Here is a 26,136-nt window from a genome sequence, read left to right as displayed (position 1 = left end):
CCCGAAATGGATATAACTCCAATGGCATTTTCTGCTGGCGAACAGTGCGAGCGCCGCCCCGGTTACCGCTGCGGCATTGCCGATGCCCCGGTTTCCCTGCCTCTTGATTTCACGCCGATATGGGCTCCTGTGGGGCCGTCGATTCGGCCGGGCTGCAAAACCGGGCTACCCCGTGTCGTGCTATAGTGTCGCCCCACCCCTGTCACCCACGATTTGCCCGATGAACGCTCTCCCCCGCCTGGCCTGCTGGCTGCTGCCGGCCTTGCTGTGCGCCTGTCAGCAGGAGCCGCTGCACGGCCGTTTTCATTGTCCGGATCAAACGCAATTCAGCTACAACCGCCAGACGCAGACGGTGGAGCTGAGTCGGGCCGGCTCCCGCTACCAGGGTTTCATGGACGAGAAGCGGCAGATGGTGTGGCCGAAGAACGAGGGCGACCGCAGCCTGCCGGATACCTTCGCGCTGTCGCGCAAAGTGGCCGGGCAGCTGATGCTGTACGGCGGCTTTGCCGGCAAGGGGCTGGCCTGCCAGAGCGATGGCGGCAAGGCCGCACCGTAAGCACCACGTTTTAGAAGCTTTCCATGCGTATTCAGGATCTCCAGCACTCTCTCGCCGCGATCGGCGCCCTTTCCTGCCACATCGGGCGCATCCAACGCGCCTGGCTCAAGGGGCAGCCGCTGGGCGCCGGCACCCGTCGCCAGAAGAGCGAGGATTATTTTCCGCTCTCGGTGCGCAACGGCTTGCCGCCGATTGCGGCGCAGATCGACGGCCTGGCGCGCATCCAGTCGCAGCACCCGGCGGCGGACGGCTCGCTGCGGCTGCTGGTTCAGCTTAACGACGGCCAGATGGTGGAGAGCGTGCTGCTACCGCGCGACGGGCTGTGCGTGTCGAGCCAGGTGGGCTGCGCGGTGGGCTGTACCTTCTGCATGACCGGCAAGAGCGGCCTGCTGCGTCAGCTCGGCAGCGCCGAGATTGCGGCGCAGGTGGCGCTGGCGCGGCGCATTCGGCCGGTGAAGAAGGTGGTGTTCATGGGGATGGGCGAGCCGGCGCACAATCTGGACAACGTGCTCGACGCCATCGACCTGTTGGGCAGCGACGGCCATATCGGCCACAAGAACCTGGTGCTGTCCACGGTGGGCGATCCGCGCGTGTTCGAGCGGCTGCCGCAGCAGCACGTCAAGCCGGCGCTGGCGCTGTCGCTGCACACCACCCGCGCCGAGCTGCGCGCCCAGTTGCTGCCGCGCGCGCCGCGCTACGACCCGGCCGAGCTGGTGGCGCTGGGCGAGGACTACGCCCGCCGCGTGGGCTACCCGATCCAGTACCAGTGGACACTGCTGGCCGGTGTCAACGACACGCAGGAAGAAATGGACGCCGCGGTGCAGCTGCTGAAGGGCAAGTACGGCGTGCTGAACATCATTCCGTACAACAGCGTGGAGGGCGACCACTATCAGCGCCCGTCCGCCGAGCGCATCCACCTGATGAAGCGCTACCTGCACGACCACGGCGTGCTGACCAAGGTGCGCGATTCCGCCGGGCAGGATATCGACGGCGGCTGCGGGCAACTGCGCGCGCGGGCCGCGGAGCTGATCGACCACAGCCGCTTGCTGCGGCGGACGAACGCGGCGAAGGCTACCCCGCAAGCGTGAGCGTTGCCGCTCGCGCTCTTGCCCAAGGCGTTCAAAAAGCCCGGTCTGGTGACCGGGCTTTTTGTTTGCCTGATGCCATCCCCCTTCCGTGACAGGCCGCGCGGGTGGCCGTCAGGCGGCGATCTCGATGCGGGAAGCCCCCAGCCCGCTCGCCTTGCGGATGACGATCTGCACCGCGATGCGCTCCTGCATGCCGGCCACGTGGCTGATCACCCCGATGGACTTGCCGCTGGAGTTGATGGCATCCAGTGCATCCAGCGCCACTTCCAGCGTTTCACCGTCCAGCGTGCCGAAGCCTTCGTCGAGGAACAGCGAGTCGATCGAGGTCTTGTGGCTGACCAGGTCGGACAGCGCCAAGGCGAGCGCCAGGCTGACCAGGAAACTCTCGCCGCCCGACAGCGTTCGGGTGTCGCGCGTGACGTCGGCCTGCCAGGTGTCGACGATTTCCAGCTCCAGTTCGCCAGTCGGCTTGCGCTGCAGCAGATAGCGGCCGTGCAGCCGTTCGAGATGACGGTTGGCCAGGTGCATCAGGTGGTCCAGCGTCAGCCCTTGGGCAAACTTGCGGAATTTGTCGCCCTCTTTCGAGCCGATGAGGCTGTTGAGCCGCTGCCAGATGTCCACGTCGGCCGCCTGGTGCTCGATCTGCTGGAACAGCGCCTGCTGGCCTTCCCGGCGCTGGGCGTCGTCGTTGAGCAGCGCCTGCAGGGCGCCTTGCTGGCTGGAGAGGGCCTGTCGTTGCGCGTCGAGCGTGGCGAGGGCGGCGTCCAGTTCCGCCAGGACGAGCGGGGTGCGGGCCTGCTGTTGCAGGGCGAGCAAGGTCGCGGCAGCAGCGTGGAGCACGGCTTGGTAATGTTCCACCGCTTGTTGAAGTTGCTGGCGCAGGGTTTGCAGCCGCTGGCGTTCTTCCGCCGGCAGCAGGGCTTGCCGGAAGGCGTCGCCATCGGCAAACGGGCTGGCCGCCAGCGCCGACAGCCAGGCGGTTTCGGCGTCAACGCCCTGCCGTTGCTGCGCGTGCAGGTCTGCCTCCAGTTGGGCGTGCTGGCCTTGCAGGCTGGCGATCTGCGCGGACAGCGCCTCTACCCGCTCGGCGCAGTGGGCGAGTGCCGCCTCGTCCAGCAGCGGATCGGCACTGTGGCCGGGCGCGGCGACACCCAGCTTGCACCAGCGCGCTTGCCAGACCTGAGCCTGGCTGGCGGCGTGTTCGCTGCGGGCTTGCTGCTTGAGCAGTTCGGCCTCTTGCTGTTGCTGCTCTCGCTGTTTGGCCTGCCACGCCTGCCAGTCTTGCTGGCGCCCGGCCAGCCAGTCGGCCATGTCGCTGTCTGGCGTGAATCCGGCGGCGGCGATGGCGGCCAGCAGGCGCTCGCTGGCTTGCTGTGCGGCGCGTGAGGCGACGTCCCGCTGTTGTTGCAGCTCGGCCAGGCGCTTGGCCGCATGGGCTTGGCTTTGCTGCAGCAATTCGTGCTGCTGGCCGGCGTCCTGCCGTTGCGCGGCGGACTGCGCCTCTTGCTGCTGGGCTTCGGGCAACCTTTGCTGTGCTGTTTCGGCCTGCTGCAGCGTGGTCTTGAGGGCGGCTTCCTGCTGCTCCGCCGTGGCCAACCCGTGCTGCAGGGAGGATTCGTGCTGCCACTCGTTATCGCTCAGGCCGAGCTGAGCGGCCTTGGCGTTCCACTCGGCCTGGGCGTGCTGGAGCGACTGCGCCAGCGCCGCGAGGGACTGTTGCTGCTGTTCCTGCCGGCCGGTCAAGTTGGCCAGCTGGCTCTTGGCGGCGTTGCCGGTTTCTTCGAGCCGCTGCAGCGCGGCTTCCTTTTCCTGCAGGGCGCGTTCGGTCGCAGAGCTGTCCAGTTGCGGATAGGACTGGATGCCGGGGTGCTCGTGCGAGCCGCACAAGGGGCAGGCCTCGCCCGGCAGCAACGCGGCACGGTGCGCTTCCAGGCTCTGAATGCGCTGCTCTTGCAGCAGCAGCTTGCGCTTGTCGTCCACCTGCTCTTTCAGCTGGCGGTAGTCGCGACGCAGGGCGTCCAGCCCGGTTTGCTGTTCGGCCAACTGTTGGTGGGTATCGGCAAGGCTGGCTTCCTGTTGCACGCGCTGGGCGGAGAGCTGGCGCAGCTGCGTTGCCTGCTGGGCCAGCTGCCGCCATGCCTGCAGCTGTTCCTGCATGCGCTGCCAGCTGTCGCGCAGGCCCGCCAGCGTCTGGCCTTGCAGCAGCGCGGCCGCCTGGCGCTCGGCTTCTTGCGTCGCTTGCCGGCTTTGTTCGTGGCGGGCGGTGGCTTGCTGCAAGGCCTGTACTTGTCGGGCCAGGCGGGTTTCGATGTCGGCCAGTTCACCCTGCTGCGCCTGCTGCTGGGTTTGCAGCTGCTGCACCGCCTGTTGCGCTTGCTGAATCTGGCCGTACTCGCTCTGCCAGCCGCTCAGTTTCTCGCCCAACCCGGCAAAGTGGGCGTGCTGAGCCAACCACGCCTGGCTGGCCTGGAGTTCGTCCTGCACGGCCTGGCCGCGCTGCTGCTCGCGTGCCGCCAAGCCTTCGGCCAGGGTTGTGGCCTGCCAGTGGGCCGACACTGCGTCCTGCCGGCTGGCGGCGAGCTGCTCTTGCACCCGCTCCAGGGCGCTTCGGGTCTGGCCTTGCCGGGCCATCGCGTCCTGCCACGCCAGGTAGACGGGGCGGATCGCCTCGGCCGGCTCGCTCCGTTGCAGCCGTTGCAGTTCCGGCTCGGCCTGACGCAGTGCGTCCTGGGCGGCTTGTTCGGCGGACTGCGCTTGCTCTTCGGCCAACTCGGCCTGGCCCACCTCATGGCGCCACTGGCGCAGGGCCCGGGTTTGCTCCTGTTCGGCGTGCAGCGCCGCCAACTGCTGCGTGAGTTCGCCGATTTGCTCTTGCATCGCCTGTCGGCGCTCTTCGGGCAGCAGTTCGACCCCGTCGGCCTTGGCCTTGAGCTGATCCAGCGCCTGCTTGGCATCGCGTGCCTGCTCGAACACGCGCTGCGAAATCTGGCCGTAGATGTCGGTGCCGGTCAGCTCTTCCAGCAGTTCGGCACGCTCGTTGGCGCTGGCGTTGAGGAAGGCGGCAAAACCGCCTTGCGCCAGCATCATCGACTTGGTGAAACGGGCGAAGTCCAGCCCGGTAATCGCCTCGATGCGCTTGAGCTTGTCGTTGATCTGGGAGGTCAGGATGTTGCCGGCGCCATCGGCCAGTTCCACCTTGGGGGCCTGCAAAGCGCCATCGGCCTTGTCGCGTGCGCGGCGCTGGCTCCAGAACGCGCGGTACACCTGCCCCTTCACCTCGAACTCCACCTCGGCCAGGCAATCCGCGGTGTGGCGCGTCATGATCTCGTTGGACGAGGCGGAGATGGTCTTGAGGCGCGGGGTTTCGTGGTACAGCGCCAGACAGATGGCATCGAGCAGCGTGGACTTGCCGGCGCCGGTGGGGCCGGTGATGGCGAACAGGCCGTTGTCCTTGAACGGCGGCTGGGTAAAGTCGATTTTCCACTCGCCCTTGAGCGAGTTGAGGTTTTTCAGGCGCAGGGTCAGAATCTTCATGCCGCGCCCTCCTGCAGGCTGGTCACAACACGGCGGTAGCGTGCTTCCAGCTGTGCCCGTAGCTCCTCGTCCAGCGTTTCCTGCTCCAGCCGTTTGCCGAACACGTCGAACGGCGTCAGTTCGTCCAGCGTTTCTTTGGCCGCGGCTTGCAGGGCGGCGACGGCATTGCCCCGATCCCGGCGCAGGCGCAGGATTTCCACCGGCAGGCCTTCGGTCATGCTCTGGATGCGGGTTTGCAGATCCGACAGGTAATCGTCCCCCTTCACCAGCACTTCCAGCCACACCGGCTGCTCGGCACTGCCCAGTTGGGCTGCGTCCTGAATCTGGCTTTCCAGTGTCTTCAAATCACCCTTGAGCGAAACCAGTTGCTGGAAGCGTGGCACGGGCAGCGGCGTGATGCCCATCAGGCCGATATCGTCCACGTCCACCAGCAGCACTTCCTTTTGCTGGCTGGCTTCGTCAAAGCTCAAGGGGATGGGCGAGCCGCTGTAGCGGACGTGTTCCAGCCCGCCCACCTTCTGTGGGCGATGGATATGACCCAACGCGATGTAATCGGCCGGGGGGAAAGCGGTGGTCGGGAAGGCTTCCAGCGCGCCGACGTAGATCTCCCGCACCGATTCGCTGGCGCTGGCGCCGACGGTGGTGAGATGGCCGGTGGCGATAATCGGCAAGGGCCGGCGCTGCGCGTCGCGTTTGGCACAGGCGAGCTGATACACGGCCTGGTAGTGATGATGGATGGCTTCCTGCAGCGAGAGCTGTTTCTCCTCCGCGCTCTGCCCGGCCTGGCTCTGCATCACGTCGCGCGGACGGATGAACGGAATGGCGCAGACGATGGCGCCGGGCGTGCCGTCACGTTTATTCAGCACCAGAACCTGCTGGTCCAGACTCTCTTCGACGGCGGGGATGACGGTGGTGCTGAGGTAGGACAGCAAGGGCCGGCTTTCTCCCAGCGTGGCCACCGAATCGTGGTTGCCGCCCAGCAACACCAGCGAGGTGCCGGCGTTGTGCAGCTCGACCACCAGCCGGTTGTACAGCTCGCGCGCGTAGCTGGGAGGAGCGCCGGTATCGAAGATGTCCCCGGCGATGATGACGGCGTCGACGGCGTGGTCGCGAACGTGCCGGATCAGCCAGTCGATAAAGGCTTGGTGCTCTGCCTGACGGGTCTTGCCCATGAAGTGCTGGCCCAGATGCCAGTCAGAGGTATGGAGGATGCGCATTGGGAAGCGGAGACGTTGCAATGCGGTGGATTGTAGCAAGCCGGGGGTGCCGCATGTGTACCGAGGCCGGCCAGTCCACCCAGGCAATCAGAACGCGGTAGGCGCCGTATGCCGGTCCGGCAGAGAAGGGATCGCCACCTTCGTCCTCAGATCGTCCTTAAGTTAGGTTTAATAACACGGACTTATGGTGTCGGGCATATCTTCCACGGCAACTGAGACCCACATGAATACCTCTCGTCAGTTCAACCGCAAAGCTGGCTTCGTGACCATTGCATTGATGGTCTCCGCATTCGCATTCTGTTCGCCGGTTCAGGCGGGTGAAGTAAAGAATGTCATGAAGGACATGAAAATCGCCATGAAAGGTGCCATGAACAGCACCACCATTCCGGAATTTTCTCAATATGCCAATCGGCTGCAGGCCGATGCAGCCAAGGCCAGCAAGCTTCAATACAAAAGCGACGCTGAAACCTACCGCAAGGGGATGCAGGAGCTGCAACAAGAGCTTAACGTCGTCAACCAGGCCGTTCACGCCAATGATTTGAAGGCAGCAAAAGCCGCCTTGCAAAAAATCAATACCAGCAAAAAGCATTATCACGACTTGCTGACCTAAGCCTTGATTGAGCCCATCAGCAAAACATCAAACTCAGGAGTCACGTCCATGTCGGCCTTGTCGACCAAGAAATACCCGCTATCTGTTAGCCTTCTTCATTGGCTGGTAGCCATTGCCATCATAGGAAACCTGGCCATTGGCTGGATGCTCGACGACAACATGGACTTGATGTCGTTGCATAAATCGATAGGCGCCAGCGTTTTGATCCTGGCCGTGCTGCGAGTACTGAATAAGCGGATTCACCGCCGCGCCCTGCCCCAGTCGATCAATACCAAGGGATCAAAACAGTACCTAGCCGAAAAAGCAGTACATGGCCTGTTGTACCTCTGCATGCTGGGTATTCCGGTATTGGGCTGGCTCAAAACGAATGCAGCAGGTCATGCGGTTAGCGTGTTTGGTCTGTTCGACCTGCCCACCTTGCTGGAAAAGAACCGGGCCCTGTCACCTCTGTTTGGGGATCTGCATTCTGCCGCCGCAGCGGGCTTCGCCGTATTGCTAGGCCTGCATGTATCCGGGGCACTGATGCATGCGGTGCTCAAATCCGAAAACGTACTGAGCCGCATCCTGCCGTTTTCTTTGGCCAAAGAAACTCGTCGCTAAAAAGCATCAAGCCCGCCTCTTGGCGGGCGGGTGGTTCTGATCTCTTGATGCGAGGGACGGCTGGGATGTGCCTGGCACGCCCCCTTGGCACAAACCTCTATTGCAAGTCTGCCAGCGTCACTTCGTAGCTCTTGCTGGCCTGGTCGTATTTGACACTGTAGCTGGAAGGATAGAGTCCTTGCTTGCTGTAGCTTGCCGGCCTCGGGATGGGTGCCGAGAAATTGGGTTGCGACTCAAGGAACGAGAGTGTGGCCATGGGCTCGAGGAAGGTCAGCTTTTTGTCGTGGTAGCCGTAAATGAAGGTGGCCGTGAACGGCTGCCCCTGGAACTCCGGCGAGTGCGGGTTGACCGCGTGCACGCCCATCCCGGGCACGGCGGTGCCCGGAGGCACGATATAACCGGCGGGCAGTCCTTCGGCCGGCGGCTGTTGGGACGGGTCGCCGGATTCGCCCTCGTTCTTGAACGTCACCTTCATCCGTTCGGAAGGTCTGACCAGGTAGAAATGGAAGTCGAAATGCGGCACGTCGTACACCTTGGGTGGCGGATGGCCGGTAGACTCCCAGTCGATCACCACGTGGTCGACCACCGTCCTGGGTCCTTTCCTCGGCATGCCGAGCTGATAGGGGAAATCGGCACGCCCGCCCGCCGCTGCGGCAGGCAGCCCTTGCAGCGCGGTCTCGGTGAAGACCAGGCCGATCGAGATCGGCTTGCCGCTGGCGTCCGTGCGTACCACGGTATGGGCCTGGCCTTGGCCGATGCGCACTGGTTTCCCTTCGTATACGGCCTCCTTGGCCTGCGCCCATCCGGCGGCCATTGCCATGATGGAGACCATCGCAAGGGTCAAGGGCGGTGACTTGCTGAGTGCATGCATTCCCATCATTCTTCTCACTCCCTGAAGTGGACAAACGGATTGCCGTCCGCTCGGCAACCGACAACTGGTGTGCTTGCATCTTAGTGAAGCATGCCGCCTTTTTCAGGGCGAAAGCGGCATTCGCACCGTGAGCTAAGCTGAAGTACCCGCAACCGTCGCCGCCCTCCTGCCCTGATTCGTCAGACCCATATGAACACCCTGCTCCGTGCCTTGATGGTGTCGTTGTGCTTGTCCGCCCTGCCGCTGGCCGCCGTGTCGGCGCCGAGTATCAGGCTCGCTTCGGATAATTGGTGCCCTTATATCTGTGCCCAGGACAGTACGATTACCGGCGGCTTCATGGTGGAGCTGACCGGGCAGATCGTGTCCGCGGCCGGTTATCGGCTGGAGTCGTTGCTGATGCCCTTGAATCGGGCGATGACGTTGGCCGAAGAACGGGATATCGACGGTGTTTACGCCGCCCCCATCGATGACCGGCTGGTCCTGAGCCGGCCTCTAGCCTTTTCGCGCGCCTGCTTCTATACCCTGCAGCACAGCACGTGGCGCTACACCGGGCAGGCCTCGCTGCGGACGGTGCCGCTCGGGGTCATTGCCGACTACGGTTATGATGGCGGCGCGTTTGACGCCTACCTCCAGGCTCGGCGGCACGCCGCTGCTTCACTGCTTGATTTCAATAGAGGCCAGAATGCCGGTGAGACCAATCTCAACAAGCTGCTGACCGGGCGATACCCGGTGGCGGTTGAGCATGAAGCCGTGATGCGCCATCTCGTCCTGCGTCAAAAGATACCCCCCGACCGGGTTCGTAACGCCGGCTGCCTGGAGGGGCGATTGAAGCTGGTGATCGGCATTGGCAAAAACAACCCGAGAGGGCGGCAACTGATTCGCGCCATCGATGATGGAATGCGCAAGATCAGGGCATCGGGCCAGCTCGACCGCTTGCGGGAAAAGTACCATCTCGACCCATCGCCCTAAGCCAAGGACGTTTGGCTACACGTTTCAGAAACACGGCACAGGTGACGCACGTTGCACGTATAAAGAAGAGAGACGCCTCCATCGGGAGCGCGCCCTCAGGTGAGGCGATCGCTCAGCGGCGGATTGGACGCCCCCGATCACACAGCGCTGCCTCTCCGCGGCTTCTGTCATCTCGGAACGAACGGGAGCCAACGCGACTTACAAAGGGCAAGTCATCGTGAGCATTCCAAACACCATCCGTACCGCACAATCGCGCGCCGGCGATGCTCGGGCGGCCGTGCGGGAGTTCTACGCCGGGGTCTGCCAGCCCGGGATGGCACTGGTCGTGTTTTTCTGTTCCAGCGATTACGACCTCGACACGCTGGCGGACGAAATGACGAAGCTGTTTCAAGGTGTCACCGTGGTTGGCTGTACCGCCGCCGGAGAGATCGGGCCCGTCGGCTACCACGATCTAGGGCTGACTGGTGCCAGCTTTCCCGCGGCGTCATGCACCGCGGTGTCAGGCCGCATCGGCGACTTGCAGCACTTCCAGATCGGCGAAGGCGCCGCCTTCGTGCAGCCCCTGCTGCAGCAACTGGAGGCCGCCGCACCGGCAGTCGGCCCGGAGAACTGTTTTTCGTTCCTGCTCATCGACGGCTTGTCGCGCCGGGAAGAACCGGTGGCGCGCGCCCTGCAGGATGCGCTCGGCGCGATAACGCTTTTCGGAGGGTCGGCCGGTGACAACCTCAAGCTGACCCGCACCTGGGTATTCCACGACGGGGCCTTTCACCCCGACAGCGCCGTCCTGCTGCTGGTCAGCACCCGCCTGCCCTTCAAAATCTTCAAGACCCAGCACTTCGTCAGCGAGGAAGAACGGTTGGTCGTGACCGAAGCCGATGCCAGCCAGCGCATCGTCCGGGAAATCAATGGCCTGCCCGCCGCCGAGGAATACGCCCGGGTCATCGGCGTTGCCGTGGGGGATCTCAACCCGATGCGCTTTGCCGCCTCGCCGGTGGTGGTGACCATCGACGGCACCGACTATGTCCGTTCGATCCAGCGCGTCAACCCGGATGGCAGCCTGACCTTTTTCTGCGCCATCGACGAAGGCCTGGTGTTGCGCGTCGTGCGCGGCGTCGACCTGCTGGGCAATATCAAGCGCACCTTCGGCACGATCCGCGCCGAAATCGGCCCGTTCCAGCTGGTCCTGGCCTGCGATTGCATCCTGCGCAACCTGGAGATGACCCAAAGCGGGGCGAAAGACGCCGTGGCGGAGCTGCTGCGCAAAAACCATGTCGTCGGCTTCAGCACCTACGGCGAGCAATACCACGGCGTGCATGTCAACCAGACGCTGACCGGCATTGCTCTGGGTTACCCGCGAGAAGGCCATGCCCCCTGACAAAACGCCTCGAGACCCCCGCGACATCCACGACGAAGACGCGCTCCGGGCTGAAATCACCCGTCTCAACAAGGTCGTCACGGCCCTGATGAACCGCGCCGAACGGGGAATGAGCGCCCAGGGCTCCGATTTTGGCCTGTTCCAGACCGCGGTGATGCTGGAAGACCAGGTGCACGAGCGCACCAAGGAGTTGGAAGCGGCCCTGCACGAGAATGAAAAAATCAACCGCGCCCTGCATCGCACCCAAGAGCAGATGGAGCGCGAGATCGAACAACGCAAGGAAGCCAACGAAGCGCTGGAGCGTGAAAAAGAAGAGCAGAAGTTGCTCATCGCCCAAGTGAAACAGGCGATGAATCAACTGGTTCAGGCCGAAAAGCTGGCCTCGCTCGGCAGCCTGGTGGCCGGCGTGGCCCATGAACTGAATACGCCGCTGGGCATCGGGGTGACCGTCGCGTCATCGCTCAAGGCGATGCTCGACCCCCTCTTGGCGCAAGTCGCTGCCGGCACGCTGCGCAAGCAGGCTCTGCTCGATTTTCTCGCCCGCAGCGGCGAAGCGGTGGCGTTGCTGGAAAACAACCTGCAGCGCGCCACCAACCTGATCGGCACCTTCAAGGAGGTGGCAGTCGACCAAACCAGTATGCGGCGCCGTCGTTTCGACCTGCGCCAGGCCATCGACGAAGTGCTGATGACGCTGCGGCCCAAGTTGAAACACACCGCGCATCGGCTGGACGTCACCGTCGCCACCGGCATCACGCTCGACAGCTATCCGGGGCCGATCGAGCAGATCATTTCCAACCTGGTCACCAACACCCTGCTGCACGGCTTCGAAGGTATCGACTCGGGAACGATCCGGATCGAGGCCAAGCCCGATCAGGATCAGGTCACCCTCGCTTATTCGGACGACGGCATCGGGATGAACGAGGCCACGGCCAAGCACGCTTTTGACCCTTTTTTCACCACCAAGCTGGGCATGGGCGGCAGCGGGCTCGGCTTGTACATCGTCTACAACCTGGCGACCGCCGTGCTGGGCGGCAGCATCAGCGTGTCGAGCGCGCCGGGACAGGGTGCGCGCTTCGAACTGGTGCTGCCACTCACCGCGCCCGTGGCGCCCTCCCCGAGCGAGCGCTGAAGTCCAACGGGCTGACTCCTGATTCGGAGAGGCAGCCGCTTCTACTCGGATGGGCCCGACGGCAGGCGCCTCCTGTCATATACCCAATCTGGCGCACACCGGCCGTCTGAAAGCTAAACTAAAAATACAGTCAAGGCTCACAAGAAAATACTGCGCCGGCGGGTGGGGCGTCGGGACGACCACGACACGGCGACGGTGAAAGGCCACACGGGATGAAACGCCACGAAGCTGAAACGTATCTCGCCTTTTCCCCCGGGGAGCGCGGCCTGCTGTGCGCCATGCTCTACACCACCACCGAGCGCCACGTCATGGGCTGGTTCACCGGGGCCAAGGGCGCGCATTTCCACCGTGCCTTCTTCCTGCTGGAAGATTTCTTCACCGACGAACCCCAGCGTTTTCTCGCCACCAAGGACGGCGACCTCTACGGCGGCTGGGTGTACGACTACAGCCATGCCCACCCCAGACTGCAGGAGCCGATTCCCATCGACGACGACATCGGCCGCACGCTGGAAGCCTTGCAAGCCGCTTTCGCCACCGAATGGCTGTTCTACCTCGACACGCCCGGCTACGAGGAAGACCTTGCCCGCTACCGGGCCGAAGGACTGCCGCTGCACGAAGTCAACATCCGCCACAAGCGCCTGGCGCGGCTGGATCACGGCGGCCATCCCTGGGAGCACATTTCCCCCAATACCGACATGAACATCCTCGACTACATCCAGGAATACTGGCCGCTGGATTACCGGCTGCCCTGAGCCCTTTTGCCCTGCGCTACACGCGACAACACAGAGGAGAGCAAGCATGGCCTGTCTGCTGCAAATCAACTACGAAAACCTTCCCGAATCCGAAGCCCTTTCAACCCATATCCAGCAGAAGCTGGAAAAGCTGGAACAGTTTTTCCCGCGCCTCATCGGCTGCAACGTCACCGTCGGCTTACCGCACCGCCACTCCAACCAGGGCGAGCACTATTTCGTGCAGATCGACATGACAGCACCTGGCACCGAAGTCGTCAGCAACCGGCAGAACCATGAAGATGTCTATGTGGCCTTGCGCGACGCCTTCGACGCCGCACGGCGCATGCTGGAAGACCATGCTCGCATCCGGCGCGGCGAGACCAAGCAGCATATGGAGCCCACTCACGGCACCGTGGCACGCCTGCTCGATGGCTTTGGCTTCATCGAAGGCGAAGACGGCAACGACTACTATTTCTCGGCCGAAAATCTGGTCGATCAAGCATTCGACAAACTCAGCGAAGGCATGGCGGTGAAGTTTCTTCCCGAGGCGGCGCAAGAAGGCTGGCAAGCCAAGCGCGTCAGCACCGGCAAGCAACGCAACCACCCTGACTGACCGATTATCCCGTCATGCCCTTGCACAACGTCAGGATCAGCCAGGTATTCGAGGAAATTGCCGATCTTCTCGACATTGAAGAAGCGAACCCGTTCCGTATCCGCGCCTACCGCAATGCGGCCCGAACCCTGAGCGAATACCACCAGGAGCTGGCCGCGTTGGTGGCACAAGGGCTGCCTTTGCCCAAGCTGCCCGGCATCGGCGCGGATCTGGGCGCCAAGATCGTCGAGATCGCCCATACCGGCACCTGCGCGCTTCTTGATCGGCTGCGCGGCGAGGTGCCGCCGGCGGTGGCCTATTTGCTGTCGATACCCGGTCTGGGCCCGAAACGGGTCCGCACCCTGTATCACGAGTTGGCGATCACCTCGCCGTCCCACCTCCAGCACGCGGCAGAACAGGGCCTGGTGCGTCGACTGCCGGGCTTTGGCCCCAAGCTGGAACAGCAGCTGTTGCAGGCGCTGGCCAAGCACCTCGATACCCATGCCCGGCTGGCGCGAGCCCGCGTGCGCCCAACCGTGGAAAAGCTGCTCGACTACCTGCGCCGCGTGCCGGGGGTACGGCAGGTCGAGGTGGCCGGCAGCTACCGGCGCCGCCGCGACACGGTCGGCGACATCGACATCCTGGTGGCCGCCGCGCCAGGCTACGACGTGCCGTTTGCCTTTACCGCCCATGAAGACGTCGACGAGGTGCTGGCGCAGGGCACGACCAAGGCCAGCGTGCGCCTGCGGAACGGCCTGCAGGTGGATTTGCGCGTGGTGCGCCCGGAGAGTTTTGGCGCGGCACTGCTCTATTTCACCGGCAGCAAGGCGCACAACATCGCGCTCCGGCTGATGGCGCGCGAGCACGGCCTCAAGATCAACGAATACGGGGTATATCGTGACGGGCAACGCATCGCCGGCGACAGCGAGGCCTCGGTCTACGCCATGCTGCACCTGCCCGTGATCCCCCCGGAGCTGCGAGAAGCGCGCGGCGAGATCGAGGCGGCACGCCACGGCAGCCTGCCCACATTGCTGAGCTGGCAGGACCTGCGCGGCGATCTGCACACCCACAGCATCGCCAGCGACGGGCAGAGCAGTATCAAGGACATGGCGCTCGCCGCGCACGCGCTGGGGCTGGAATATCTGGCCATTACCGATCATTCGCCGCAGCAACGCCTTGCCCGCGGACTGAGCGAGGAGCGGTTGCTGGCGCAGCTGGACGAAATCGACCGGCTGCAAAGCGCCGGCGGCCTGGGCGTTACCTTGCTCAAGGGGATGGAGGTCGACATTCTGGAAGATGGCCGGCTCGATCTTTCCGCCGCGCTGCTGGACAGGCTCGACATCGTGGTCGCCGCGATGCACGACCACTTCAGTCTCTCACGCGCCAAGCAGACCAGCCGGCTGTTGCGCGCGCTCGACCAACGCGTGCATATCCTTGCCCACCCCACCGGACGGCTGATAGGACGACGTGCGCCGATCGCGGTCGATTTTGCCCTGGTGCTGCACCGCGCCCGAGAGGTCGGCTGTGCGCTGGAGCTCGATGCCCAGCCGCTGCGGCTGGACCTGGACGATCTGCACTGCCGCGAAGCCAAGGAGGCCGGGGTGCTGATCAGCATCAACTCCGACGCCCATAGCACAGCGGAGTTGCGCAACCTGCGCTACGGCGTGGAGCAGGCGCGACGCGGCTGGCTGGAACGACAGGACGTGCTCAATACCCGCCCGTTGGCGCAACTGCAGGCCTTCCTCAAGCGGCGCTGAGCGGTGGCATGGTGAACCGCCCTGCTCACGCTTTGTAGCGCAGCATCAGTCTTTCCAGTGTCTGCCCCAGTTCATGCAGCGATTGTGCCGCGGCCTCGGTCTCGCGCGTGCTCTCGGCGTTACGGGTGGCCGAGGCGCTGATATCGTCCATGGCCTGCGCAAGCTGGTCGATGCCGGCCAGCTGCTGCTGCGCCGAGACGGCAATCTGGGCCGCTGCCTGCGCACTCTCGGCAATGCTCTCCGCCAACTGCCGGATCGACTCGCCGGCCGCTTTGGATTGCTTCACCCCCGATTCCACCGCCTGCGCCCCCTGCTCCGCCGTCTGCACGGCGCCGCTGATCGCCTTACCGATGTCGTTGAGGATGGACCGTACCTGTACCGTGGCTTGCTTGGACTGCTGGGCCAGGCTCCTCACCTCTTGCGCCACGACTCCGAAACCCAGTCCCTGTTCGCCGGCCTTGGCCGCTTCGATCGACGCGTTGACCGCCAGCAAATTGGATTGATCGGCCAGGTCGTTCACGGTGGCGATGATTTCCCCGATCATCATGGCATGCTCCGTCAGCTTGATCGTGCTGGCGGCAATCTGCCCCATGTGTTCGCGGATATGCAACATCCGGGCGACGGCATCATCCACCGACTCCTGGCCCAGCTGTGATACCTGGGCGGCGCGCTGAGCGGCTTCCGACACGTGCTGAGCCTTTTCGCTGGCGATCAGCGCGGTCTGCTTGGTCTCGGCCATGGTGATGACCGCCTGGGTCACCGCGCTGGCGCTATCGGCGGCACCGGAGGCGACCTGACTGGCGCCGCTCAGAATGGTGGTAGCCGAACTCGCCAACACCGCCACGCCGCCGCTTATTTCATGATTCATCTCGCGCAGACTATCCACCATCTCTTCCAACGCCTGCCCCACACTACCCATATAGGACTGTGGGTCGACACGTACGGTCAGGTCGCCCTCTGCAATGCGCTGGGCCAGCGCCATCAGCGTGGCATTCTTTTGCAGTTCGCTCTGATGCATCTGGGCGAGGCGCGCGTAGAGCATTCCGTTCTCGAGCAACAACATCAGCAGCACGAAACTGGCGGCCAGCAAGCCATAGATGCGCCCCGCATAGAAGCCCAGGTCGAAGCGTCCGGCGTTGAGCATGGCGGACAGGGCAATATCGAACAGCCATGCACAGACCACCACCATCACCCACAGGTCGAGCACCGAACGCACCCGGCAGCGCCACAGCCGGACCAAGGCGAACAGGCTGAAGACCCAGACCGAGACGATGACGTAGACCATGGCCGGGGTGTAATGGTTGCCGCGCATGATTTTCGGGAGCGCGTCCTGCCCGACCGTGGCGGCCAGGGTGAACGCACCCACCAAGCCAAACACGCCGGCCACCGCCAGGGGCGTAAACCGTGTCAGGCGACTGAGGTTACGCGGTTGATCCTTCAGCCAGGCGTAGGCGATCACGAACAGCGGAAACCCGGCGTGCCAGAACATATACAGCCAGGCCGTGCTTTGGGGGCCTGCCCCCAGCCATCCCCCCGGTGCAAAAAGATCGGGAAAAGTGAGCGCATGAACCGTGGCCATGCAAGCGGTAAAGAGATAGCCGCACGCCAGCACCAGTAGTCCCGGGGTGCGCAAGATGCGGAACTGCCCGAACAGCAGCACCGCCGTGATCAGGTCGTTGATGACCAGCGCCGACTCGTAGACGGGAATAAAGGCCCAAACGCGCGGGAGCGGGAGCTTGGCAAACGGCACCAAGGCCAGAAATACCACGAGGGACACCAGCACCACCGTTTTGACAAGACGCCACTCACGCGGCGTCGGCAGCAACGTGGATAAATATGCCCGGCTCTCCTCGGCCACGTCTTGCACCATCGCCCTCCCCCTATCCGCCGGTAAAGACCCCGCCCATGCAGCACACTTGCCGTTTTACTTGTATAGCATGGTCATGCTGTTACTGGCGGGTCGACGTGCCCGCTCCTGGGGATCGCGTAACTGTCGCCTGGCGGCACAAGATGACTAGCGTCGACTTGTCAGGGGTGGACTCAAGGGGCTTTTGTCCGGGCAAGCACCGAGTAAGGATAGCGCGCCCCGCCACGGGTCCGCGTGGGTTGACACCCGCTCGTCGGCGACCGCGCTGCCTTGCGGAGTGCCGGTTTTGTCCATAAAACAATGATATGCAATTGACGTTGCCATCGGCATTTGTAACGCCGTACGGCGCCAGCTGATCGATTACGAGGACACCATGGCCACCCTGCTTGATCCGACATCCAACGAACAGAAGTACAGCAAACTCACCAGCGGCGTCATTGTTGGGGCCACCACCGCCAACAGCACGCGGCTCTGGGTCCGCATCTACCAACCGGGCAAGTGGAGTCTGGTCGTCACGGCGAGCCCGCTGAGCGGCGACCTGGTACGGCTGGAAGAAAAGACGGTTCCCGCATTTCTGGCCGGCAACGGGATCGCGGCGGCCTATCTGGGCGAGCACGATTTCACGCATGACAACAGCCTGACCCACGTCTTCGACATCGCCGGCCTCAACCCGGATACCCGGTACTACTACGCGGTCATTGCCAGCGAAGTGGATGCGGGCAAGGTGGCGCGCCGCACCGAAATCGGCGGCGATGCGCCGCGCCATTTCCGCACCATGCCGGAGGCCCCGTCCGAGATCGTCTTCGGCTTCTATAGCTGCCACGACCATATCAGCAACAACGGTAGCGCCGGGGCCTGGCCGCACTATCTCGAACAGCTGGGGGACACCCGGGCCCATTTCTCGATCGGCGGCGGCGATCAGGTCTACGTCGACACCAACGGCAAGAATCGTTTCCTGGATATCTGGTCCTGGCTGAAGGACAACAAGAAAGCGCTGCTCGACAAGTTTGCCCTTGGCAAAGGCAAGTACGATGAGGCGGGCATCCAGCAATACCTGCTCGACATCTACCGCTGGTATTACCGCGTCTACTGGAGCGTGCCCGAGCTGCGCTCGGTCTTCGAACAAGTTCCGCAGTACATGATCTGGGACGACCACGAGATCATGGACGGCTGGGGCTCATTGACCTGGAAGGAGCGCGCGGCGCAAATCTGCTCGTTCTGGGAGGAAGAAGACAGCAAGCCCAACCTGATGCTGTTGCAATTGATGTGGAAAGCCGCCTGCCAGGCTTATTACGAATACGAGCACAGTCACAACCCCGCTACGTCCTACAACGCCGCGGACCCCGACCAATGCCAATGGGACTATGCTTTCCGCCATGGCGGCGCGGCCTTCTACGTGCTGGACATGCGCGGCCATCACGATGTCGAAAAGAACAAGGGCAAGAAAATACCCGACAAGAACATCTTGCTGGGTCAGGCCCAGTTCGACCGTTTCCGCCAGTGGCTGGGGAGCGAGGAGGTGAAACAGGCCAATGCGCTGTTCATCGTCTCGCCTGTTCCGGTGGTCCATTGGGTCGATCGCCTGGTCAACTACGCCGACCTCGGCGAGGCCAAGGATGATTTCAAGGACGAGTGGGGTCACGAAACCAACCAATGGGAGCGCAACCAGCTCCTGGAGACCCTGTTCAAGAGCATCGATCAGACCGGCAAGAAAGTGGTGTTTCTCAGCGGGGACGTGCACTGCGCCTCGATCTTCAGGATTCGCCACCGTAAATTCCCCGCCGCCAAGGTCTACCATGCCACCTCGAGCGCCATCTCCCGCAAGCCGGCTCCCAAACTGAGCCTGATCGGCATCAGTTCAGGCGGCGCCATGGAGAATAACGACAATGTCTTTACCGAACGACTGTACGCCCTGACGGGGTCCAACAACTTCCTGATGGTGCGGGCGCGCCCCGGGGCCAATCCGGAAATCGTCATCGAATTGAACTGGGCGGGCGGCGACGAAGGCGAAATCACCAAACGCCGCATCGTGCTCGATTAAGGCAAGCCACCGCGGATCGCCCGCCTTCTGTTCCACGCGGGTCAGGGCCATTGCCGATCTTGTCCTCGTGCCATGGCCCTCTTTCCGGCAGGTGACCATCCTGCCGTCATCACCTCCGTTTTGCGGTGCGGCGACATCCCCGTATTTCATCGTGATACGCGTGCTGTCGACCTGAACTAACATGAATTGCCACCCTCTTAGTGAAGTAGGGCCGGTTCAGATAGATTTCCGGTGACGTGACGGTACGGCAGCCTGCGCCGCGCAACCGGATGATGCTCCCATCGAACCGGCCAGCTAGTGGGGCGGGTCCGCCCCGGCGGGTGCCTTGACGCCCAGTATCGGTTGTTTTTTCGGCGAACGGAGCACTCGCTTTATCCTGTCTGAAGTTGAAGGAGGAAAGCCATGTTCCGATCACGTTCCGTTCGCACTTCCGTACTGACTTCGTTACTGGGGGCATCCCTGCTGTTGCTGGGCGGGTGTGCCAGTTCAGGGGATGTCGATAAGCTGCGCGCCGATGTCACCCGTGCCCAGCAGACCGCCGATCAGGCGATGAAAGCGGCAGCCTCTGCCCAGGCCTCGGCCGACAACGCAGGCCAGAAAGCCAACCAGGCGATGACGGTGGCGAACCAGGCCAACCAGACCGCCAACCAGGCCAACCAGACGGCCACCGATGCCAATCAGCGGCTGGATCGGATGTTCAAGAAAACCATGATGAAGTAGACGAAAGCGAGCGGGTGGGCCTCCGCGTTCAGCGGATGACCACTCGCATGCCAAGCCGCGCCCAGTGCGCGAATTGGTGCAGTTGCGCATTGCTGAGCGCGACGCAGCCATTAGTCCAGTTGAAGTCGCGATGAATACGATAGCTTCCGCGCCCGACGCCATGAATACCGATGGCGCCCCCCAGCGCAGTGAATTGCGGCGGCAGCCGTCCGGCGCGGGCCGCCAACAGAATGTCGTCACGGGTGCCCGCATCGATGCGGCCGTCGAGAAAGGCTTGCTCGGCGTGCTCCGGGCGGGGGTAATCGAGTTGGTAGAAACTGCCGAACACGTGCGGGGTGCGAATGCGCATGATGTGGAAGCTGCCCAACGGGGTGCTGCCATCGCCGTGGTAGTGAAGCGGCGCGACGCCGCCCCGCCCCACCGAAATGTTGTCGAAGCGCTGCAGCGGGCGGCTGCCCTGGTACACGGTAAGGGTGCGGGCGGCGGTATCCACCTCGATCCAGCGCTCGGTGCCAGCCTGGGCGGGCATGCTCAGCGCCAGCCACATCAGGGTCAGTGCATACCAGATCAGCCTCGCCATGTGTCTCGCTCCCTTGCCCGCCTTGTCCTGCCCATAACGCTGGCCGTCATCGGCTTGGCCCCCGCGGCGGCCGCTACCTTTACGCTGCCGACCGACGGCTCGACCGTAGTGGGCCAGGTACTGGTGGTCGAACCGACCGGCAACAACACGCTGCCCGACATTGCCCGCCATTACGACATCGGCTACGAGGAGATCGCTCGCGCCAACCCCGAGCAGTCGGTCTGGACGCCGCACGGCGCCGTGGTGGTGCCGCGCCAGTTCATTCTGCCGCCCAAGCCGTGGCAGGGCGTGGTGCTGAACATCCCGCAGCGGCGGCTGTACTACTTTCCGACAACCGCCAAGGGACAGCCACCGCAACAGGTCATCACCTATCCCATCAGTATAGCGCGCGAGGGCTGGTCGACCCCGCTCGGGGCCACCCGCATCAAGGCCAAATTCAAGGACCCGGCCTGGTTCGTTCCCAAGAGCATCCGCGACGAGCATTTGCGCGAGGACGGCGTCGAGCTGCCGGAGTACTTCCCCCCGGGCCCCGACAACCCGATGGGCATGCTGGCGATGCAGACCGGCTTCCCCGGCATCTTCATCCACGCCACCAACCGGCCGTGGGGGGTGGGTCTGCGCACCAGTCACGGTTGCCTGCATCTGTATCCCGAGGATGCCGCGCAGATTTTCCCGCAGATGAAGGTGGGAACGCCGGTCAGGGTGATCGACGAGCCCGTGCTGGTCGGCAACGATGGCGGCCGCTGGGTGATGGCCACCTTCGAACCGGTGGACGAATACCCGGACAAGGTACCGCTGGAGCAGCGGGTCGCGCAGGCGCTCTCGACCGTGCCCCTGCCGCCCGATGAAATCGACCAGGAGCGGGTAACGCAACTGGCCACCACCCCGCAACCGGTGCCGGTCGCGCTGTCGGCCTCCGAGCCGGGCCTGGACGACTGGCTCAGCGAGTTGCCCGTCGAGCCGTACAACTTCGAGCCCTACGGCATCGATGCCAACAATGCCCTGCTGCCTCGCCTCCCCGCCAGCGAGGAAATCGAATTGCCGTAACCATGCGCCAAAGGTTGGCCGAAGAAGCGTGAGTTCGGCACCGTGAGTTCGACTTCGACAACGCTCCGGACACACCATGCAAAAGAGCCGCATTGCGGCTCTTCATGCTACCGGGTTCAGATCAACCCGAGCCCCTTGAACATCACCAGCAGGATCAGCAGCGGCGTGACCAGCTTCAGCAGCCCGTGCAGGCCCTTCACGATCCGGCCATTGTCCAATACCCCCTGATTGCTCAGCGCCTCCAGCATTTTCTGCTTGCCCCAGACCCAGGCCACGAACAGGCAGATGAAGATGCCGCCCAACGGCAGCAGGATGTTGGAGGTCAGGTAGTCGAACAGGTCGAAGAAGGTCATGCCGAACAGTTTGACGTCGGCCAGCACGCTGTTGGACAAGGCGCAGCTGGAGCCGATCAGGCCCAGCAACAGCAGGTTCAGCAAGGTGGCGCGGGGACGGCTGATACCGAAGCGGCCCACCATCACCGATACCGGCACCTCCAGCAGCGACAGCATGGCACCGGTAGCCGCCACGGCCGCCAGCACGAAGAACAGCACCATGAACACGTGGCCGAACGGCATGCTGGCGAAGACCGCCGGGATGGTGATGAACAGCAGCGCCGGGCCGGCGCCGGGCTGGAAGCCGAAACTGAACACCGCCGGGAAGATGGCGATACCCGCCAGCATCGACACGAACAGATCGGCGCTCATCACGCGCAGCGTGGTGGTTGGGATGTTTTGGTCGTCGCGGAAGTAGCTGCCGTACGTGATCATGGTGCCCATGCCGATGGAGAGCTTGAAGAACGCCAGCCCCATGGCAACCAGCACCACTTCGCCGCTGATCTTCGACCAGTCCGGAGTGAACAGGAAGGACAGGCCCTGCGCTGCGCCCGGCAAGGTCAGGCTGCGTGCGCCGATCACCAGCAGCAGCACGAACAGCAGCGGCATCAGCTTCTTGGTCACGGCCTCGATGCCCTTGGCCACGCCAAACAGCAGGATTCCGCCGATCAGCAGCAAGACCCCCCACTGCCACAGCAGCGACTGCACCGGATCGGAAATCAGCCCCTTGAAGGCCGCCGAAGTGACCGCCGGGTTGCTGGAGAGGATGTCACCACGCAGCGCCTTGAACACATAGGCAAACACCCACGCCGCCACCTCGGTGTAAAACGCCATGATCAGAAACGCCGCAACCACGCCAAAGGCGCCGATCAGCCACCACGGCTGTCCCGCCGGGGCCAGGGTACGCAGCGTGGTCACCGCATCGGACTTGGCCTTGCGGCCCAGCATGATCTCGGAAATCATCACCGGCAAGCCGACCAGCAGCGTGGCCAGCAGGTAGATCACCAGAAACCCGGCACCGCCGTTGGCACCGGTCACGTAAGGGAATTTCCAGATGTTGCCCAGCCCAACCGCCGAGCCTAGCGTGGCGGCCAGCACGCCGAAACTGGAAGAAAACGCATCGCGGGTTTTGCCCGTTGCCGCCGTGGCCGCGTGTGGAGTGTGATTTTTCATCGAAAACTCTGCCTGAAACAAATGACAAGCCCGTCCCGCTTGTGGCGGGGACGGGCGCTCGGGCGAGAGTGTACGAAGTTTTGATCTGGCCGGCTATCGCCTGGTCGGCCTACTTCCAAAGTCAAAGCAGGAAGCGCCGGCGTCCGGCGCTGGGTGGCAGCAAACCGGCATGCGGGACACGAGAGCGCGGGCGAACCATGCCGCCCTGCCCGTCACAGCACCACCGGCCGATCCGACAGTTCGTTGACGCGATGCCCCTCCGCCGGGAAATGCTCCGCCAACAGATGGGTGACCGCGAGGATGCCTTCCACGGCCCCTTCTTCGTAGTGGCCATGGCTGAAGGAGGTTTCCATGATCCGGCAAATGCGCTGCCACTCCTGAGCGTCGACCTTGGCATGAATGCCTCGGTCGGCGACGATCTCGACATCGTGATCCGCCAGCAGCAGGTAGATCAGAACACCGTTGTTGTACTCGGTATCCCATACCCGCAGCAGGGAAAATACGTCAAGGGCCTGCGCCCAGGCCGTATGGCCACGGAGCAACGCCGAGGTATGCAAGGCACCCTCGACGGCAAAGCGCACCTGTCCGGCATGAAGTCGCTCGCCGTCCTTGATGGCCACCTCGATTGCGTTCAGGGTACTGGCCGTGAAGCAGCGCCGGACTTGCCAGGGCGTCACGGTCAGATGCCGAACGATACGTTTGATATTCATGTTCACCACCTGCCCGAGGCGCCACCGCCTCCAAAACCGCCACCGCCGCCGCTGAACCCGCCACCACCAAATCCACCGCCCCCTCGGCCGCCGGACCAGCCGCCGCCGCTATGCCATCCGCCGCGCCCCCCCATGCCGCCCAGCAAGGTAAAGAAAAAGGCCATCAACCCCGCCGTGAGCGCCAGCGTGATCGCCCCCAGCACCATCCACGCCAGCACCGCGACCGCACTGCCAGTCACGATGGCCGCCGGCAACCGGCCCAACAGCAGGCGCAGGAATCCGCCCACGACGAACGCCACCACCACGACCAACGGCGCCAGCGAGGACAAGCTGACCTGGCGCTGCGCCGTAGGTCTTGACGGCGGCGGCAGGGGCTCGCCGTTGACGACCCCGATGATGCGCGCCACCCCGGCCGTGATGCCGCCGTAGAAATCGCCCTGCTGGAAACGCGGCACGATGATCTCGCTGATGATGCGCTTGCAGGTGGCGTCGTTCAGCGCGCCTTCCAGGCCGTAGCCCACCTCGATGCGCAGGTTGCGGTCATTCTTGGCCACCAGCAGCAGCGCGCCGTCGTCCACGTTCTTGCGGCCGAGCTTCCACTGCTCGACCACGCGCAGCGCGTATTGCTCGATGGCCTCCTCCCCCGTGGTCGGCACGATCAAAACCGCCAGCTGGCTGCCCTTGCTCGCCTCGAAGGCGCGCAACGTCTGCTCCAGCGCCGCCGTCTGGTCCGGGCTCAAGGTGGCGGTCTGGTCGACGATGTGGGCGCTCAACGGCGGCACCGCCACCGGCTGGGCGCCCGCCCCCAGGCTCCAGCTCAGGGCCCAGGTCAGCAACAGGCTCCACAGCACGCGCCAGGACCGCATCAGGAACCCCCGGCGGCTTTGGGCGGTGTCGACGGCGTGGGCGTACTGCCGAAATCGACACGCGGCGCGGTGGAGAGCGCCTGTTCGTTTTCCACGGTGAAGTTGGGCTTCACCTTGAAACCAAACGCCATGGCGGTCAGGTTGGAGGGGAAGCTACGCACGGTGACGTTGTACTGCTCAACCGCCTTGATGTAGCGGTTGCGGGCGACGGTGATGCGGTTTTCCGTGCCTTCGAGCTGGGCTTGCAGGTCGCGGAAATTGGCATCGGCCTTGAGCTGCGGATAGTTTTCCGAAACCACCAGCAGCCGCGACAGGGCGCCGCTGAGTTGGGCTTGGGCCGACTGGAATTTGGCCAGGGCGCCCGGATCGTTGGCCAGCTCCGGCGTGATCTGGAGGCTGCCCACCCGTGAGCGCGCCTCGGTGACCTGTGTCAGCACCTCCTTCTCATGCGAGGCGTAGCCTTTGACGGTGTTGACCAGATTCGGCACCAGGTCGGCACGGCGCTGATACTGGTTCAGCACCTCCGACCAGCTGGCCTTGAGTTGTTCATCATTGGATTGCAAGGTGTTGTAGCCGCAGCCGGACAAACTCAGCAGCATGACGGCAAGCAAGGCGATCCATAGCTGGCGCATTCGATTCCCCTTTGGATATGGCAGCAAGGCACTCGGAGCAGGCATCGTTCGGCTCTGCACCGGGCTGCCCTGAATCATTTCATTACAGCTTAACCGGCAACAAAAGACAAAATGACATCAAGGTGAGAAGCAGGGGAAACGAGGACGCCCGGATGTCATGGCAGAGACAGGCCGGCGCACGCCACAGCGGCAGTCGTCGTAACCACGACGACTGCCGCCATTGCAGAAAGCGCTACAGCAAGAAGAATGGCGGGCGATCACGCCCCGCCCACCGGCTACAGGTTCAGCTTGGAAACCTTGGTGCCTTCAAACGTCAGGTTCGCCATCAAGCCGTTGTTGGTCAGGGCAAAACCCACCACCGGCTGTTGCGCCGTATTCAGGTCGATATCGCCATTGGCACCCATTTTCAGCAACGCCACCGAAGCGTCCGCCCCTACCGTCCAGCCCGAGCCAGAGCGGAATTTGTCGAGCGCGTCCTTGGTCATGAAAAGGAAGATGATGGCCTTGGACTGGGCGCCGATCTGCCAGCCGAACGAGGCACTCGCCGTCTGGTAGTAGCCGGAAGGCTTGCCGTCAACCCGCAGCGCCCCCTTGCCGTACTCGCCGCCGACAACCAGCCCGGCCGCGATGACCGACGGGAAGATCAGCACACCTTGGGCTTTGGCCACCAAGGCGCGAGAGCTCGGCGCGTTACGGTACAGGCGTGCCAACGTGGCGTCGTACCCGGCGTCGATTTCACGCGCCTCGCTCGCTGCATTCATCGAGCGAGTCGAAGGCGATTCGCTCATCTTGCCGGTGGTGGTCGTGCAGCCGCTGGCCAACACCGATAATGCTGCCACTAATCCAATGCATAACTTTCTGGTTTGCATATCGTCCTCCTGATGGTCTCGAGGTAGTACCGGGGAACACGATGACCCCCGGTGGAAGGCAGTTGAAGTGCGTGGGATGGAATCGGCCCCGCACCGCCTGCCGCGACCGTGAACGGCACAGCCCCCACGGATGACCTGAAGCAGTACGGCAACGATGGTGATGGAAAGATGAGATGAAGCAAGTTGCCAAGCGTATACAACGTCAGCCGGCCGAGAACCGACCACAGCCAGATACCATGACCATGGACTGAAACAACACGACTTCTCGGC

At 63.6% G+C, this 26,136-nt stretch carries 23 protein-coding genes; 13 read left to right on the top strand and 10 right to left on the bottom strand.

Going from position 1 to position 26,136, the window contains the following annotated elements; translation table 11 throughout:
• Positions 1-220: 220 nt before the first annotated feature.
• The gene (locus tag NH8B_RS09180) at positions 221-556 is read left to right on the top strand and encodes a hypothetical protein (RefSeq protein WP_014087045.1); all 336 of its coding nucleotides are present in this window, start codon (positions 221-223) and stop codon (positions 554-556) included.
• A 23-nt stretch (positions 557-579) separates the two neighbouring features.
• A complete protein-coding gene (locus NH8B_RS09175) occupies positions 580-1,644 on the top strand; it encodes an RNA methyltransferase (RefSeq protein WP_014087044.1) in 1,065 nt (354 codons plus the stop codon).
• Positions 1,645-1,755: 111 nt separating this feature from the next.
• Here NH8B_RS09175 and NH8B_RS09170 read toward each other — a convergent pair whose 3' ends face one another.
• Positions 1,756-5,178, bottom strand: a complete 3,423-nt coding sequence (locus tag NH8B_RS09170; protein ID WP_014087043.1) for an AAA family ATPase — start codon at positions 5,176-5,178, stop codon at positions 1,756-1,758.
• Positions 5,175-6,395: an exonuclease subunit SbcD gene (gene sbcD, locus NH8B_RS09165; protein WP_014087042.1), complete on the bottom strand. Its 1,221-nt coding sequence runs from the start codon at positions 6,393-6,395 to the stop codon at positions 5,175-5,177. The genes NH8B_RS09170 and sbcD overlap by 4 nt, the downstream gene beginning before the upstream one ends.
• 223 nt (positions 6,396-6,618) lie before the next feature.
• Between sbcD and NH8B_RS09160 the strand changes: the two genes are divergently transcribed.
• Together NH8B_RS09160 and NH8B_RS09155 are read left to right on the top strand one after the other, a co-directional pair.
• Positions 6,619-7,005, top strand: a complete 387-nt coding sequence (locus NH8B_RS09160; protein ID WP_041702901.1) for a cytochrome b562 — start codon at positions 6,619-6,621, stop codon at positions 7,003-7,005.
• Positions 7,006-7,053: 48 nt separating this feature from the next.
• Positions 7,054-7,605, top strand: coding sequence for a cytochrome b (locus tag NH8B_RS09155; RefSeq protein WP_014087040.1), 552 nt, complete (start codon positions 7,054-7,056; stop codon positions 7,603-7,605).
• A gap of 97 nt (positions 7,606-7,702) precedes the next feature.
• Here the strand turns inward: NH8B_RS09155 and NH8B_RS09150 are convergent, their stop codons facing one another.
• Positions 7,703-8,425, bottom strand: a complete 723-nt coding sequence (locus tag NH8B_RS09150; protein ID WP_232503552.1) for a DUF5602 domain-containing protein — start codon at positions 8,423-8,425, stop codon at positions 7,703-7,705.
• Positions 8,426-8,665: 240 nt separating this feature from the next.
• On the opposite strand from NH8B_RS09150, the gene NH8B_RS09145 reads away from it, so the two are divergent.
• The 6 genes from NH8B_RS09145 to polX all read left to right on the top strand — a co-directional run bounded on the left by NH8B_RS09145 (position 8,666) and on the right by polX (position 15,029).
• A complete protein-coding gene (locus NH8B_RS09145) occupies positions 8,666-9,445 on the top strand; it encodes a substrate-binding periplasmic protein (protein ID WP_014087038.1) in 780 nt (259 codons plus the stop codon).
• Positions 9,446-9,662: 217 nt separating this feature from the next.
• On the top strand, positions 9,663-10,820 hold the full coding sequence (gene nosP, locus NH8B_RS09140; RefSeq protein WP_014087037.1) for a nitric oxide-sensing protein NosP: 1,158 nt from the start codon (positions 9,663-9,665) through the stop codon (positions 10,818-10,820).
• On the top strand, positions 10,810-11,949 hold the full coding sequence (locus tag NH8B_RS09135; RefSeq protein WP_014087036.1) for a sensor histidine kinase: 1,140 nt from the start codon (positions 10,810-10,812) through the stop codon (positions 11,947-11,949). Before nosP ends, NH8B_RS09135 begins: the two co-directional genes overlap by 11 nt.
• A 212-nt stretch (positions 11,950-12,161) precedes the next feature.
• Entirely contained in the window at positions 12,162-12,701 is a 540-nt protein-coding gene (locus NH8B_RS09130; protein ID WP_014087035.1) for a hypothetical protein, read from the top strand.
• A 46-nt stretch (positions 12,702-12,747) separates the two neighbouring features.
• Positions 12,748-13,293 (top strand): HPF/RaiA family ribosome-associated protein, encoded by a 546-nt coding sequence (locus NH8B_RS09125; protein WP_014087034.1) that lies wholly within the window; start codon positions 12,748-12,750, stop codon positions 13,291-13,293.
• A gap of 14 nt (positions 13,294-13,307) precedes the next feature.
• On the top strand, positions 13,308-15,029 hold the full coding sequence (gene polX / locus NH8B_RS09120; protein ID WP_014087033.1) for a DNA polymerase/3'-5' exonuclease PolX: 1,722 nt from the start codon (positions 13,308-13,310) through the stop codon (positions 15,027-15,029).
• Between the two features lie 25 nt (positions 15,030-15,054).
• Here the strand turns inward: polX and NH8B_RS09115 are convergent, their stop codons facing one another.
• Positions 15,055-16,899, bottom strand: coding sequence for a methyl-accepting chemotaxis protein (locus tag NH8B_RS09115; protein WP_014087032.1), 1,845 nt, complete (start codon positions 16,897-16,899; stop codon positions 15,055-15,057).
• A gap of 370 nt (positions 16,900-17,269) precedes the next feature.
• Here NH8B_RS09115 and NH8B_RS09110 point away from each other — a divergent pair, with 370 nt between their 5' ends.
• Entirely contained in the window at positions 17,270-18,937 is a 1,668-nt protein-coding gene (locus NH8B_RS09110; protein ID WP_014087031.1) for an alkaline phosphatase D family protein, read from the top strand.
• A 402-nt stretch (positions 18,938-19,339) separates the two neighbouring features.
• Entirely contained in the window at positions 19,340-19,657 is a 318-nt protein-coding gene (locus NH8B_RS09105; RefSeq protein ID WP_014087030.1) for an Lpp/OprI family alanine-zipper lipoprotein, read from the top strand.
• A gap of 28 nt (positions 19,658-19,685) precedes the next feature.
• Here NH8B_RS09105 and NH8B_RS09100 read toward each other — a convergent pair whose 3' ends face one another.
• Complete coding sequence (locus NH8B_RS09100) at positions 19,686-20,237, bottom strand: L,D-transpeptidase family protein (RefSeq protein ID WP_014087029.1); 552 nt, start codon at positions 20,235-20,237, stop codon at positions 19,686-19,688.
• Here NH8B_RS09100 and NH8B_RS09095 point away from each other — a divergent pair, their 5' ends adjacent.
• Positions 20,238-21,284 (top strand): L,D-transpeptidase family protein, encoded by a 1,047-nt coding sequence (locus tag NH8B_RS09095; RefSeq protein WP_041702900.1) that lies wholly within the window; start codon positions 20,238-20,240, stop codon positions 21,282-21,284.
• A gap of 116 nt (positions 21,285-21,400) precedes the next feature.
• Here NH8B_RS09095 and NH8B_RS09090 read toward each other — a convergent pair whose 3' ends face one another.
• From NH8B_RS09090 to NH8B_RS09070, 5 genes are all read right to left on the bottom strand, one after another.
• Complete coding sequence (locus tag NH8B_RS09090; RefSeq protein WP_014087027.1) at positions 21,401-22,789, bottom strand: sodium-dependent transporter; 1,389 nt, start codon at positions 22,787-22,789, stop codon at positions 21,401-21,403.
• Between the two features lie 212 nt (positions 22,790-23,001).
• Positions 23,002-23,499: a TPM domain-containing protein gene (locus tag NH8B_RS09085; protein ID WP_014087026.1), complete on the bottom strand. Its 498-nt coding sequence runs from the start codon at positions 23,497-23,499 to the stop codon at positions 23,002-23,004.
• Between the two features lie 2 nt (positions 23,500-23,501).
• The gene (locus tag NH8B_RS09080; protein ID WP_014087025.1) at positions 23,502-24,365 is read right to left on the bottom strand and encodes a TPM domain-containing protein; all 864 of its coding nucleotides are present in this window, start codon (positions 24,363-24,365) and stop codon (positions 23,502-23,504) included.
• On the bottom strand, positions 24,365-24,997 hold the full coding sequence (locus NH8B_RS09075) for a LemA family protein (protein WP_014087024.1): 633 nt from the start codon (positions 24,995-24,997) through the stop codon (positions 24,365-24,367). The genes NH8B_RS09080 and NH8B_RS09075 overlap by 1 nt, the downstream gene beginning before the upstream one ends.
• Before the next feature lie 275 nt (positions 24,998-25,272).
• Positions 25,273-25,866: a BPSL1445 family SYLF domain-containing lipoprotein gene (locus tag NH8B_RS09070; RefSeq protein WP_008954051.1), complete on the bottom strand. Its 594-nt coding sequence runs from the start codon at positions 25,864-25,866 to the stop codon at positions 25,273-25,275.
• Positions 25,867-26,136: the final 270 nt, after the last annotated feature.

The organism is Pseudogulbenkiania sp. NH8B (assembly GCF_000283535.1).
Lineage (GTDB): Bacteria > Pseudomonadota > Gammaproteobacteria > Burkholderiales > Chromobacteriaceae > Pseudogulbenkiania > Pseudogulbenkiania ferrooxidans.
The sequence above is the reverse complement of the archived record's forward strand: the minus strand, read 5'-3'. Positions and strand labels throughout refer to the sequence as shown.

Excerpts from the sequence above, each read along its gene's own strand:
- NH8B_RS09160 (WP_041702901.1), top strand. The coding sequence starts at position 6,619 with ATGAATACCTCTCGTCAGTTCAACCGCAAAGCTGGCTTCGTGACCATT.
- NH8B_RS09175 (WP_014087044.1), top strand. The coding sequence starts at position 580 with ATGCGTATTCAGGATCTCCAGCACTCTCTCGCCGCGATCGGCGCCCTT.
- NH8B_RS09090 (WP_014087027.1), bottom strand. The coding sequence starts at position 22,789 with ATGAAAAATCACACTCCACACGCGGCCACGGCGGCAACGGGCAAAACC.
- NH8B_RS09170 (WP_014087043.1), bottom strand. The coding sequence starts at position 5,178 with ATGAAGATTCTGACCCTGCGCCTGAAAAACCTCAACTCGCTCAAGGGC.
- NH8B_RS09155 (WP_014087040.1), top strand. The coding sequence starts at position 7,054 with ATGTCGGCCTTGTCGACCAAGAAATACCCGCTATCTGTTAGCCTTCTT.
- NH8B_RS09100 (WP_014087029.1), bottom strand. The coding sequence starts at position 20,237 with ATGGCGAGGCTGATCTGGTATGCACTGACCCTGATGTGGCTGGCGCTG.
- NH8B_RS09105 (WP_014087030.1), top strand. The coding sequence starts at position 19,340 with ATGTTCCGATCACGTTCCGTTCGCACTTCCGTACTGACTTCGTTACTG.
- NH8B_RS09115 (WP_014087032.1), bottom strand. The coding sequence starts at position 16,899 with ATGGTGCAAGACGTGGCCGAGGAGAGCCGGGCATATTTATCCACGTTG.
- NH8B_RS09145 (WP_014087038.1), top strand. The coding sequence starts at position 8,666 with ATGAACACCCTGCTCCGTGCCTTGATGGTGTCGTTGTGCTTGTCCGCC.
- NH8B_RS09080 (WP_014087025.1), bottom strand. The coding sequence starts at position 24,365 with ATGCGGTCCTGGCGCGTGCTGTGGAGCCTGTTGCTGACCTGGGCCCTG.
- sbcD (WP_014087042.1), bottom strand. The coding sequence starts at position 6,395 with ATGCGCATCCTCCATACCTCTGACTGGCATCTGGGCCAGCACTTCATG.
- NH8B_RS09125 (WP_014087034.1), top strand. The coding sequence starts at position 12,748 with ATGGCCTGTCTGCTGCAAATCAACTACGAAAACCTTCCCGAATCCGAA.
- NH8B_RS09070 (WP_008954051.1), bottom strand. The coding sequence starts at position 25,866 with ATGCAAACCAGAAAGTTATGCATTGGATTAGTGGCAGCATTATCGGTG.
- NH8B_RS09135 (WP_014087036.1), top strand. The coding sequence starts at position 10,810 with ATGCCCCCTGACAAAACGCCTCGAGACCCCCGCGACATCCACGACGAA.
- polX (WP_014087033.1), top strand. The coding sequence starts at position 13,308 with ATGCCCTTGCACAACGTCAGGATCAGCCAGGTATTCGAGGAAATTGCC.
- NH8B_RS09085 (WP_014087026.1), bottom strand. The coding sequence starts at position 23,499 with ATGAATATCAAACGTATCGTTCGGCATCTGACCGTGACGCCCTGGCAA.
- NH8B_RS09110 (WP_014087031.1), top strand. The coding sequence starts at position 17,270 with ATGGCCACCCTGCTTGATCCGACATCCAACGAACAGAAGTACAGCAAA.
- NH8B_RS09180 (WP_014087045.1), top strand. The coding sequence starts at position 221 with ATGAACGCTCTCCCCCGCCTGGCCTGCTGGCTGCTGCCGGCCTTGCTG.
- NH8B_RS09075 (WP_014087024.1), bottom strand. The coding sequence starts at position 24,997 with ATGCGCCAGCTATGGATCGCCTTGCTTGCCGTCATGCTGCTGAGTTTG.
- NH8B_RS09130 (WP_014087035.1), top strand. The coding sequence starts at position 12,162 with ATGAAACGCCACGAAGCTGAAACGTATCTCGCCTTTTCCCCCGGGGAG.
- NH8B_RS09150 (WP_232503552.1), bottom strand. The coding sequence starts at position 8,425 with ATGGCAATGGCCGCCGGATGGGCGCAGGCCAAGGAGGCCGTATACGAA.